This is a genomic window from Clostridium frigoris (assembly GCF_018861865.1).
GTDB lineage: Bacteria > Bacillota > Clostridia > Clostridiales > Clostridiaceae > Clostridium_AD > Clostridium_AD frigoris.
This window is the reverse complement of record NZ_JAHLDV010000001.1, coordinates 217,611-227,954: the sequence shown is the minus strand read 5'-3', so window position 1 is coordinate 227,954 and position 10,344 is coordinate 217,611. Positions and strand designations below refer to the sequence as shown.

General features: G+C 29.9%; 15 protein-coding genes. 10 read left to right on the top strand and 5 right to left on the bottom strand.

Annotation, left to right across the window (positions count from 1 at the left end; translation table 11 throughout):
* Positions 1–210 precede the first annotated feature (210 nt).
* Positions 211–369, top strand: a complete 159-nt coding sequence (locus tag KPL37_RS00985) for a hypothetical protein (RefSeq protein ID WP_216145337.1) — start codon at positions 211–213, stop codon at positions 367–369.
* 257 nt (positions 370–626) lie between these two features.
* Positions 627–1,688, top strand: a complete 1,062-nt coding sequence (locus KPL37_RS00980; RefSeq protein WP_216145336.1) for an acyltransferase family protein — start codon at positions 627–629, stop codon at positions 1,686–1,688.
* A gap of 68 nt (positions 1,689–1,756) precedes the next feature.
* Here KPL37_RS00980 and KPL37_RS00975 read toward each other — a convergent pair whose 3' ends face one another.
* From KPL37_RS00975 to KPL37_RS00965, 3 genes are read right to left on the bottom strand one after another with little or no spacing between them, the layout of a single operon-like run.
* Entirely contained in the window at positions 1,757–2,290 is a 534-nt protein-coding gene (locus KPL37_RS00975) for a sigma-70 family RNA polymerase sigma factor (RefSeq protein ID WP_216145335.1), read from the bottom strand.
* Between the two features lie 32 nt (positions 2,291–2,322).
* A complete protein-coding gene (locus KPL37_RS00970) occupies positions 2,323–3,411 on the bottom strand; it encodes a DnaD domain-containing protein (protein ID WP_216145334.1) in 1,089 nt (362 codons plus the stop codon).
* A gap of 19 nt (positions 3,412–3,430) precedes the next feature.
* Entirely contained in the window at positions 3,431–3,700 is a 270-nt protein-coding gene (locus tag KPL37_RS00965; protein ID WP_216145333.1) for a helix-turn-helix domain-containing protein, read from the bottom strand.
* Positions 3,701–3,929: 229 nt separating this feature from the next.
* Between KPL37_RS00965 and KPL37_RS00960 the strand changes: the two genes are divergently transcribed.
* Positions 3,930–4,364 carry a helix-turn-helix domain-containing protein gene (locus tag KPL37_RS00960; protein ID WP_216145331.1) on the top strand — a complete coding sequence of 145 codons (435 nt, stop codon included), beginning with the start codon at positions 3,930–3,932 and terminating at the stop codon, positions 4,362–4,364.
* 22 nt (positions 4,365–4,386) lie between these two features.
* On the top strand, positions 4,387–4,824 hold the full coding sequence (locus KPL37_RS00955; RefSeq protein WP_216145328.1) for an ImmA/IrrE family metallo-endopeptidase: 438 nt from the start codon (positions 4,387–4,389) through the stop codon (positions 4,822–4,824).
* Between the two features lie 69 nt (positions 4,825–4,893).
* On the opposite strand, the gene KPL37_RS00950 is transcribed toward KPL37_RS00955, so the two are convergent.
* Both KPL37_RS00950 and KPL37_RS00945 read right to left on the bottom strand, forming a co-directional pair.
* Positions 4,894–5,130: a DUF2922 domain-containing protein gene (locus tag KPL37_RS00950; protein WP_216145326.1), complete on the bottom strand. Its 237-nt coding sequence runs from the start codon at positions 5,128–5,130 to the stop codon at positions 4,894–4,896.
* 59 nt (positions 5,131–5,189) lie between these two features.
* Entirely contained in the window at positions 5,190–5,414 is a 225-nt protein-coding gene (locus KPL37_RS00945; protein WP_216145324.1) for a DUF1659 domain-containing protein, read from the bottom strand.
* 182 nt (positions 5,415–5,596) lie between these two features.
* Here KPL37_RS00945 and KPL37_RS00940 point away from each other — a divergent pair, with 182 nt between their 5' ends.
* The 6 genes from KPL37_RS00940 (at position 5,597) to KPL37_RS00915 (ending at position 10,311) form a co-directional block, all read left to right on the top strand.
* Positions 5,597–6,112: a polysaccharide deacetylase family protein gene (locus tag KPL37_RS00940; RefSeq protein WP_216145322.1), complete on the top strand. Its 516-nt coding sequence runs from the start codon at positions 5,597–5,599 to the stop codon at positions 6,110–6,112.
* Between the two features lie 296 nt (positions 6,113–6,408).
* Positions 6,409–6,903, top strand: a complete 495-nt coding sequence (locus KPL37_RS00935; RefSeq protein WP_216145320.1) for a VanZ family protein — start codon at positions 6,409–6,411, stop codon at positions 6,901–6,903.
* Between the two features lie 114 nt (positions 6,904–7,017).
* Positions 7,018–7,236 (top strand): M domain protein, encoded by a 219-nt coding sequence (locus tag KPL37_RS00930; protein WP_216145319.1) that lies wholly within the window; start codon positions 7,018–7,020, stop codon positions 7,234–7,236.
* 235 nt (positions 7,237–7,471) lie between these two features.
* Entirely contained in the window at positions 7,472–8,401 is a 930-nt protein-coding gene (gene rbsK / locus KPL37_RS00925) for a ribokinase (RefSeq protein WP_216145318.1), read from the top strand.
* Positions 8,402–8,403: 2 nt separating this feature from the next.
* A complete protein-coding gene (gene rbsD, locus KPL37_RS00920; protein WP_216145317.1) occupies positions 8,404–8,799 on the top strand; it encodes a D-ribose pyranase in 396 nt (131 codons plus the stop codon).
* Positions 8,800–8,811: 12 nt separating this feature from the next.
* On the top strand, positions 8,812–10,311 hold the full coding sequence (locus tag KPL37_RS00915; protein ID WP_216145316.1) for a sugar ABC transporter ATP-binding protein: 1,500 nt from the start codon (positions 8,812–8,814) through the stop codon (positions 10,309–10,311).
* Positions 10,312–10,344 lie beyond the last annotated feature (33 nt).

The window sequence follows — 10,344 nt, the reverse complement described above, 5'->3', positions numbered from 1 at the left end:
TAGCATTAAAAAAAAACATTAAAAGAGTAATTTTTTAATGTTTTTATTAAAATTAATAAGAAAAAAAGGCTATCTCTTAAAATGATTTTTTAATCATTTTGAGACAGCCCCTTCTTTATATAAAAAATTATTTAAATATACATTTAAATGCAGTGAGATCTAACGTGGTTAAAAACTTGAAATGCTAATGGTGTTGAAATAGGGGTGATTGTGGGGATGATTGTTGGCATTGTAGGAGCAGATTTACCAGCTGCTTTCATTAAACTACTTAATATAATATATGTACTAGTTAATACAATTGCAATAATTACAAATTTTATCATAACTTTTACACCCTTTCGTAATAAAATTATTAATAAATTTTTCTAACATAACCTTATAAGTAGATTATAAGTCTTAATGTAAAGGAATACAACACTTAAGTGAATTACTTATTTAACAATTTATGGGTCGTTCTCATTATTTTCTTGATAATAATAGGAATTGGGTGGAATCTTAAGGAAAAGCGCTAATATTACTGTATGACAAGAAGTATAGCTAGTAAATCCTTTTAAGCTATTTGTTGTTCTTCTCTTTTATGTGATAATATGTCGAATAAAAGGTTATTATAGGAGGAACAAATTAATATGGAAAACAAGAGACTGAATTGGATTGATATGGCGAAGGGATTTGCAATGATTTTGGTTATGTTTGGTCATGCGCCTATTTTGCTGCCTATTCAAGCGGAAGTATACACATTTCATGTACCGTTATTTTTCTTTATGTCAGGATATTTATTTTCAAATGTAAAATATAATAAATTCTCAGCATTATTAAAAAAGAGGATTATAACTATAGGTATACCGTATTTTTGTTTTTCTTTTATTGAGTATATATATTTTTTTGTATTCAATAATAAACAAGACGTTAGTCCTTTAAAATCACTTATTGGAACACTCATACCATTAAGATATAACAATGGTACTCTACATAATGGAACACTGTGGTTTATAGTTTGTTTGTTTATGTGTGAGATGATGTTTTTCTTAATAGTTAAATGGACTAAAAATGATAAAAGAAAGATTATCACATGTTTAGTAGTTAGCGCAATTATTGGAGGTATCTACAACACTTATATTGGAAAGCCATTACCTTGGAGCTTTGATGTAGCATTTATTGCTGTAGTATTTTACGGTATAGGTTATTTAATAAAAGGGATGGAAAACAAGGTAAGTAAACTTGTGAGTATAAAATACTTAGTTGTGTTTTTAATTATTAATGTAATTATAGGACATTTGAATGTTCTTTATATAAATGCTCGCGTGGATATGTCTTCTATTACATACGGTAATTATTTCTTATTCTTTGGGTCAGCTATTACTGGAATTATGGCAGCATTAATTTTTTGTAGATTGTTACCGAAATCAAAATTACTAATATATATAGGCAAAAACAGTATAATATTTTTTGCGTTTCATCAAATGATACTATATCCAATCATCGATAAAGTAATAACACATATTAGTTTTTTAAGTAGTGAGAAATCATATATAGTAACGTTAAATGGCATAATACATGTGGGGGTAACTTTGATAGTTATGATCCCAATAATTTATGTAATCAACAATTATATGCCATTCATATTAGGTAAAAGATTTTCAAAGAAAGGTCCCAAATCTGATGGTACATCCATAACAGACAAGATATAGCATAAATAATACTCTCAGAGATTTTAACTCTGAGAGTTTTATTTTTGAGTTTTTTTAAAAATAAATATCTACATATTTGCTTTTAATTTTTCAAGGGCTTTTTTCTTAATCCTCACATATTGATGATAACTTTTATCAGTTGTGCTAGCTATTTCTGTAAGGGAGTGTCCCATAATATAATATCTTTCAATGATGTAACGTTCAAATGGCTCAAGAGTATTAAGAGCAATATATAAATTCTTAGCCTCATCGTAGGCGATTACTTCATCCTCCAAGGTGAATTCATAATGCTCCTGGGCGTCAAAGTCTATCATATTACTGTTTGGGACTTCGCGAAAGTGCTTAATTTCTCCTTTTAAAAGTGCCCTAAAGTTCATTCTTATGGCGTTGATGCAATACCCGTTAAAGCTGTTACTGCCTAGTTTATATAGGGCTATAGCTTTTATCACCGAAAGATAACCATGTTGAATTAAATCTTGGGTGTCATAGCCTGGAATGTGATACCTTGAAGACTCTTTGAATATAAGGTAGTTAAACTTTCCGATTATAAGCTCTGTAGCACCTCTGTCGCCGTTTTTAGCTTTTTCAACAAGTTTTTCCATAGATACAGCACCGCCTTTTAATTTCTTATTTATTAAGCTATCCCAAGTAGTTGTTTTTCCAAAAGATCAAAATCGTAGGTTCTCTGTTCGTAGTCGCAAAATCTTTCACTTTTCACGTAACGAGATTCATTATAGTTGCTGCTACTTCTGCTACTGCTAGTCCATTTTTTCTGATAGGCAATTACCTGCTCAGCAGTTTTTATGCCTTTGCTTATCCAGCTATTGATAACTTGTGAGATATATTTAATGCTTTTGGCATTATAATTAACGGCCTCGGTTATAGCCATAATTATGACTTTATCACTTACGAGCTTAGTAAAATCTAGTATTTTTTCATATACCAAAGGTGTGATAGCATGTACATTTTCTTCAAATATTTTAATTATAGTTTTTATTTCAACAGCAGTAGCAGCAGTATTTTCTGATTTAGTAATTACTTTTTCTTCGAAAACTAGTTCTTCTACTTCTACTTCTTCTTTATTTATTATTTTTTGTTCCTTATTTATTACTTCTTGCTTATTACTTCTTATTCTATTACTTGGTAGGCTCTTTATAGCCCCTACCAAGGGGCTATTAAGGGGCTTAATAATTGAGTTTTCACCTGATTTGCTGGCAACATCCATAACAATTGTATTATTGTTTTGATCCTCTGAATTTTCTGAGTCCATAGGACCTATAGCATTTTCATCAATTGGTGCAACGTTTACAATGATTCCTTTGAAAATATCATTTACATCTAATCCGGCAGCTTCATATTTTTCATATAATATTTTTAGTAATACTTTACTTTTGATTTTCAGAGCTTCTTTTTTTATACAAGCAAGGACATTGGAGTTATTTGGAACGTTGTATTTGATCCAATTTAATACCATAATTTCATTCGTCTGTGCGCTGTATAAAATCTTGTTATAATCACAAAATTTTTTAAGTAGGTCGGCTACAATTACTTTGTCACATCCTGTCTCTAGTGAAATAAGTCGAGGCGATAGCTCGTATATTCCACACTGCGTAGACTTTGTATTCGTTAAAAGATACAAATAAAAAAGTTTTTCCTGTGAATCTAGCTCAAGCACAAATGCATCAGTCCAAAATTCCGTATAAAGCTGTCTATATTTAGCCATTATTTATTACTCCTTTTAATTAATTTTTATTGTCATTTTTTTTATTTATAAAATTACTTGTGATTTTATCAGTTGGAGGGAATAAATATTCCATGTTTACTCCAAAAGCTTTTGCTATTGAACTCCTACTTGAATGGTTTGGATAACTTTTACCCTTTTCCCAGAGCCAATAATTTTTATTGGTTGTAAAACATTTTAGTCCGGCTTGTCTTTGACCCCATCCTTTCATTACTCTTAAAACTTCCATTTTTTTATACCAAGTAAGTGTATTAAGTGTTTCTAATATCATTTTTATACCCCCTATAACTATATAACGACGTTTATTAACTTCTTTAATTCAATATACCATAAAATGTATTACCTGTAAAACCATTAAGACGTCATTTAACGACGAATAACCTCTTAAGTAGTTATTATCCATTGTTTACATTTATTTACTATATTTATCTTCAATTTATTGACATAATAACGTCATTGACGTATAATTACTTCATAATTTTATTATTGGAGGTGTAGTTATGGTTTTATCTAAAAAAGAAATTGGTTTATTAGTAAACAAAGCGCGTAAGCACAAATCCAAAATAATTGGTGGGAAATATACTCAAAGCATGTTAGCAGTGGATTTAGAACTTTCAAGAGGATATATTGGTGATATTGAGAATGGTAGAATTTATCCTAACTATGTTCTTTTAAATAAAATTGCAGAAAAGTGTGAAGTTCCTTTAGGCTTTTTTGTAGATGAGGAAGAACAAGCTATAGATATTACTAAAACTCCAACATCAGATTTTGCTGAAATAACGGATGTAAGAGATGCTATGGATATTATTTTTTCAGAGCCAGATCTTATGTTAAACGGAGAAATGTTATCAAAGGCAAGTAAAATAGCGCTAGCAAATGCTATACGAATTGGAATTACTTATGCAGAAAGAGTGCAAAATGAAGAAAACAAATAATGCTTTTATTTAGGGGGATTCAATGAATTTTATTAAAGAAACTGTTTCATCTCTGTTTGTAACCTATGGTACTTTAAATCCGTTTGAACTATGTGAACATCTGAACATAAAAATTATATTAAGTAATCTTGGAAATGAAATAAAAGGATTTTTTCAGAGAACACATGGGTGTGAAATGATTCACATAAATTCTGAGATTGAAGAACATGAAATGAAATATGTTTGTGCTCATGAACTTGGTCATGCAATTCTTCATAGCAATATGTCTATAAGTTACTTTATTGAAAACCCATTGCAAGTTAAAAACAAATTTGAAATTCAAGCAGATAAATTTGCTGCCGAAATTCTAATCAATAATGATATTAAAGATCAAGGATATGGTGAACTAAATATTGAGCAAATTAGTTCCTTAATTCGTGTTCCTGCAAAATTAATAAAATATAAATTAAATATAAATTAAACACAAATAAAACTCTCAGAGATTTTAACTCTGAGAGTTTTATTTGTGTTAGAATCACTCGAGTATTAGTTAAGCTACTTCAAATGAGCTAGTATCAGTAGTAACTACTTTAGCATCTTTCTTACCAATTAAGTCACTACTAGTTGATAAAAAGATGTTTTTTGACACTACTAAATCCATAAGAGTATTTACCTCAGCTTCAGTTATAGTTGGTGCTCCATCTCCATCCGTTTTAATGTCGTCTACACTTAACGTAAAATACTTACCCTCAATACTTGTTAAAAATCTCATAACTAATTTATGCATATAATTTTCCCCCTTTAAATTAATTTGTTTTGGTACTAGATCTTAAATGTTTAAAAGTCCTATTCCATAACTAAGCTATTCTGATCTTGTCTGTCCATGCCAACTAATGGATAAGTTTTGAGTTTAGAAATAGCCTGTCCTATAACGAAAATATCTTCGTCAACTGCATTAACCCTTATATTACCTAGACTTTTTGTAACAAATACATCTTTGCCATTGATGTCTATACCTGTCTTCATTGTAAGTTTTAAAACACTTGCTACCTTTGTTGATACAACTGCCATAATTAATCACTCCTTTTATTTTGTTTTCACTTAATATATATGCAGTAATAATTATTTGTGCGGTTTTTTAAAAATAAATATTTACATAATTGCTTTTAATTTTTTAATGGGATTTTTAACAATATTAGGTAAATATTACTTTATTATATTAAGAAAAAAATGTTATAGTCGATATAAGTATTATGTCAAAACATATAGCACTACCATCAAAGCCAGTAGTTATAACATTCGATGATGGATATGTAGACAACTATACATTAGCTTATCCATTGTTAAAAGCTAACGGTCAGAAAGCAACTGTATTTATGATTACAAACTGCATAGGTCATACAAACTTTTTAAATTCCTCACAACTTAAGATAATGGATAAAGATAACTTTATAGTAGCGAGTCATACTGCGAATCATGACAACTTATCTCTCCTAAACTATACTAAACAAGTAGCTACCCTAAAAAAATCTAAAGCAATGTTAGAAAAGTTGTTAGCTAAAAAAGTTATGCATGTTGCATATCCTTGTGGTGCATACAACAGCTCAACTGCGAGTGCAGTACGTGCAGCTGGATATAACTTAGGTATCAGTACAGACAATGGGTTCTCAGGTGTAACTGATAGCTACTATAATATAAACAGGGTTTATATTAGTGCATTTTACAGTATGGCAAAGTTTATTAATAGATTAACAGTTCCAATGAGATAAGACTAATTGTTAGCAATATATATGAATACAATAAAATATATTCTGAAGCAGAGCCTATATTTATAGAAGGTGATGTTTTTAAGACGATAATTCCGTTGACTATCCAAGCTAGTACCCAAGCTAGTACCCAAGCTAGTACTCAAACTGAAACGAAAGAGCAGGATAGAACTAGAGAAATATTAAAGTTTTGTAAAATTGTTAGGACCCGTCGTTACATGATACTTATTATAATTAATATATGGTATAATATACTTTATTAAAAAATTAATGACAGCATTAAAGGTTAGGAGAAATTTATGAAGATTGTATTGAAAAGAAAGACGATAGCGAAGATTTTATTATGTGTTTTTTGGTTAGGATTAATCTTTTATAATGGAACAAGACCAGGTGAGACATCTCAAAAAAGTAGTAGAGGTCTCATAGATTTTGCAGGCAGGGTCTTGAACATTTCTTCAGCTAACATAGAAAAAGTAGGGGTTAAATTCAATGATGTTAATTATTATGTGAGAAAAAATGCACATTTTTTTGAATACTTCATTTTTAGTTTATTGATATGTTCTATAGTAAGGCAGTCTAAATTACAAAGAAGTAATAAAATATGGATGTTGCTATTTCTACTTTTAATGTTTCCTGTGATAGATGAGTTTATACAAAAATATATACCTAACAGAACCTCTAATGTTCTTGATATAATAATTGACTTTAGCGGTGGAATTTTGGGAATGTTTATATCGGCTACGTGGGGTAATGTTATAGAAAAGAAAAAAGGGCAAAGATCGATAGGTTCATAAAGAGGGATTGAAATTGGTAACCAATAAATAATGTGAAATTTTAGAGGTTGATAAAGGAGTTTGAAGATGTTATAATTATTTTACTTGAAATTAAAATAGTGGCGGTGATTTAAAATGGATAATGAAACAAAGAAAATGTTCGAAATGTTAATGAAGAAATTAGACGCTATGGAAGCAAGACAAGATGAAATATTTTCTGTTGTAAAAGCTATTGAACACAGTAATACTACACATAAAGCAGAGATTGATAATATTACTTATAAAGTTGCACATACAGAAGGAACAATTAATAAGATAGGTAATGTAATTATTGAAAATAGAGCTATAAAATAACAAGTTAATTTCGCCATAGATGTAACTAGTCTAGTTATTAATTAAGTATCGAAATCTATGAATGGGAACTACCGAAAACTATATTTCGGTAGTTTTTTCGTTGATATTATATATATTTTAACTTTATGAAAACATTTACAAGAAATATATTTAGAAGTATTGACATCTAAGTAATATGGTTTTATAATCAAGTTAACCGTATTACTTAATCGGTTAACTAAAAAGAGGTGAGCTTATGAATAAGGTTTGTATTCTTGGAAGTATCAATATGGATATGGTGGTTTCTATAAATAAAATGCCACTGGTTGGAGAAACTATTTTTAGTGAAAACTTTAAATTAGCACATGGCGGCAAAGGCGCTAATCAAGCCGTTGCAGCGAGAAGACTAGGGTCAGAAGTATATATGATAGGCAAAATAGGCCAAGATTCTAATGGATCGCAAATAGTAGATGCCCTGGGCAAAGAAGGTATAAATGTCAATAGTATTTTTAAAGATGATGTTAAACCAACAGGTACAGCAATAATTACTGTAGATAATAAAGGTAATAATTCAATAATTGTTGTAGCAGGTGCAAATATGACTCTTAATTTAGAAGAAATAGATAAGTGTAAAGAAGTTATAGTTAGTAGTGACATAATAGTAGCACAATTTGAAACACCTATTGAGGTTACAATGAAAGCGTTTAAACTAGCAAAAGAAAATGGGGTTATTACAATTTTAAATCCTGCCCCAGCAAAAGAGATTCCTAAAGAATTATTTGCATGCACAGACATCATAGTGCCTAATGAGACAGAAGCTACAACACTTACAGGGGTAAATGTTGTAGATTTAGAAAGTGCAAAGCAAGCTGCGAATACTTTTTTAGATAATAAAGTTAAGTATGTAATTATTACCTTAGGTAGCATGGGCGCAGCGGTGATAACAAAGAAATCAGAAGTGTTAATACCAGCATACAAAGTTAATGCTGTGGATAGTACTGCAGCTGGAGATTCATTTATAGGAGCAATAGCAACTAAGTTAACAAAATCTAATTTAAATATTAAAACTCTTGTAGAAGCAGTTAAATTTGCAAATAGAGTTTCAGCTATAGTAGTTCAAAGAGAAGGAGCACAAGCTTCAATACCACTTTTAAAAGAGATTAATGAAATTTATAAGGAGCAGTGAGCATGAAAAAAACAGGAATTTTAAATGGAGAGATATCTAGCGTGGTAGCAAAAATGGGACATAAAGATTTAATTGCTATAGGAGATTGTGGATTACCAATACCTGATAAAACCAAAAGGATAGATATGGCATTATCAAAAGGCATTCCTAGTTTTATAGAAACACTAAAGAATGTATTGTTAGAACTTCAAGTAGAAGAAATAATTTTGGCCTCAGAAATAGAAGAAAATAATCCTAAAGTTTTTGCACAAATAAAAGAACAATTTGAAAATGTAAAATTTACGTTTATAACTCATGAGGAATTAAAAACAATGTTAAATGATTGTAAGGCTGTAATTAGAACTGGAGAGCAAACTCCTTATGCTAATATAATTCTTAAATCTGGAGTAATTTTTTAAGGAGGAGTAACTATGGAAAGAAAGATTCCTTTTCTTGAGATGAAAGGTATATCCAAATGTTTTCCTGGAGTAAAGGCACTTCAGGATATAAATTTGAGCTTATATAAGGGAGAAGTACTAGCTCTTTTAGGGGAAAACGGTGCAGGAAAATCTACATTAATTAAAATTTTAGGTGGCGTTTATCAAAAGGATGATGGGAAAGTTGTTATACAAGGTTCCGAGGTAGATATAAAAAATGTTAAGGAAGCTGAAAAATTAGGCATATCAATAATACACCAAGAGTTAAGTGTTATCCCCAATTTAACAGTCGCAGAAAATTTGTTTTTAGGAAATGAGAAAATTAATAAATTAACTAAAAAGTTAGATAAAAAAGCAATGAACATTATGTGTAAAGATTATCTTAAACAAATAGGTAGTAACGTTGATCCACAGGAGTACGTTAAAAATATAAGTATTGGAGAAATGCAAATGCTTGAAATAGTAAAAGCAATTTCAAAAAACTCCAATATCATAGTTATGGATGAGCCAACATCAGCCTTAACAGATACTGAAACAGAGAAGCTTTTTAAAGTTGTTAAGCTGCTTAAAAGTAGGGACATAGCAATAATATATATATCTCATAGATTGGACGAGATTTTTGCAATTTGCGATAGAATAAATGTTATAAGAGATGGTAAATATGTAGGCGAAGTCAAAGTAAACGATGTCAATAAAGACGATTTAATAACTATGATGGTAGGAAGAAAAATGGAAGAACAATACCCATATAAAGAGCCTACTAATGTAACCCCTATATTAAAATTAAAGGATATTTGTTTAGAGGGTGTTTTAAAATCAATTAATTTAGAAGTAAGAGCAGGAGAAATCCTTGGAATATCAGGACTTATGGGTGCAGGTAGATCAGAAGTTGCAAAGGTTATTTTTGGGGAATATAAAAAAACTAGTGGCTCTATTGAGATGAATGGAAAACAAATAAATATTAATTGTCCTAAAGATGCAATAAATAACGGAGTAGCATACTTGTCGGAAGATAGAAAAAAAGAAGGACTAATACTCCCTTTATCTGTAAAAGAGAATATGACATTAGCTTCTTTGGATAGGTTTGAAAAGAAAATGTTTTGTATAAGTAAAATAGATGAAAAAAATATAGTTGAAAAATATATTAAGAAATTATGGATTAAAACACCTACTCAAGACCAATTAATAAAGAATTTAAGTGGTGGAAATCAACAAAAGGTTATTATAGCAAAGTGGCTTATACAGTCTCCTAAAGTTTTAATAATAGATGAACCCACAAGAGGTATAGATGTAGGGGCAAAAAAAGAGATATATGACGTATTAAATCAGTTAAAATCAGAAGGAAAAGCAGTTATTATGATTTCTTCGGATATGTCAGAAGTACTTGGAATATCAGACAGAATAGTAGTTATGCACGAGGGGAAAATAACTGGGGAGTTAAGTAGGGAAGAGGCTACTCAAGAAAGCATAATGAAATTAGCTATTGGAGAATAAAAAAGAGTATAAGACTTGCACGGGAGGGTTAAA

Bases quoted from the DNA above. Each gene is read 5' to 3' on its own strand.
- rbsD (WP_216145317.1), top strand. From the start codon at position 8,404: ATGAAAAAAACAGGAATTTTAAATGGAGAGATATCTAGCGTGGTAGCA.
- KPL37_RS00935 (WP_216145320.1), top strand. From the start codon at position 6,409: ATGAAGATTGTATTGAAAAGAAAGACGATAGCGAAGATTTTATTATGT.
- KPL37_RS00975 (WP_216145335.1), bottom strand. From the start codon at position 2,290: ATGGAAAAACTTGTTGAAAAAGCTAAAAACGGCGACAGAGGTGCTACA.
- rbsK (WP_216145318.1), top strand. From the start codon at position 7,472: ATGAATAAGGTTTGTATTCTTGGAAGTATCAATATGGATATGGTGGTT.
- KPL37_RS00945 (WP_216145324.1), bottom strand. From the start codon at position 5,414: ATGGCAGTTGTATCAACAAAGGTAGCAAGTGTTTTAAAACTTACAATG.
- KPL37_RS00980 (WP_216145336.1), top strand. From the start codon at position 627: ATGGAAAACAAGAGACTGAATTGGATTGATATGGCGAAGGGATTTGCA.
- KPL37_RS00955 (WP_216145328.1), top strand. From the start codon at position 4,387: ATGAATTTTATTAAAGAAACTGTTTCATCTCTGTTTGTAACCTATGGT.
- KPL37_RS00940 (WP_216145322.1), top strand. From the start codon at position 5,597: ATGTCAAAACATATAGCACTACCATCAAAGCCAGTAGTTATAACATTC.
- KPL37_RS00950 (WP_216145326.1), bottom strand. From the start codon at position 5,130: ATGCATAAATTAGTTATGAGATTTTTAACAAGTATTGAGGGTAAGTAT.
- KPL37_RS00970 (WP_216145334.1), bottom strand. From the start codon at position 3,411: ATGGCTAAATATAGACAGCTTTATACGGAATTTTGGACTGATGCATTT.
- KPL37_RS00965 (WP_216145333.1), bottom strand. From the start codon at position 3,700: ATGATATTAGAAACACTTAATACACTTACTTGGTATAAAAAAATGGAA.
- KPL37_RS00960 (WP_216145331.1), top strand. From the start codon at position 3,930: ATGGTTTTATCTAAAAAAGAAATTGGTTTATTAGTAAACAAAGCGCGT.
- KPL37_RS00930 (WP_216145319.1), top strand. From the start codon at position 7,018: ATGGATAATGAAACAAAGAAAATGTTCGAAATGTTAATGAAGAAATTA.
- KPL37_RS00915 (WP_216145316.1), top strand. From the start codon at position 8,812: ATGGAAAGAAAGATTCCTTTTCTTGAGATGAAAGGTATATCCAAATGT.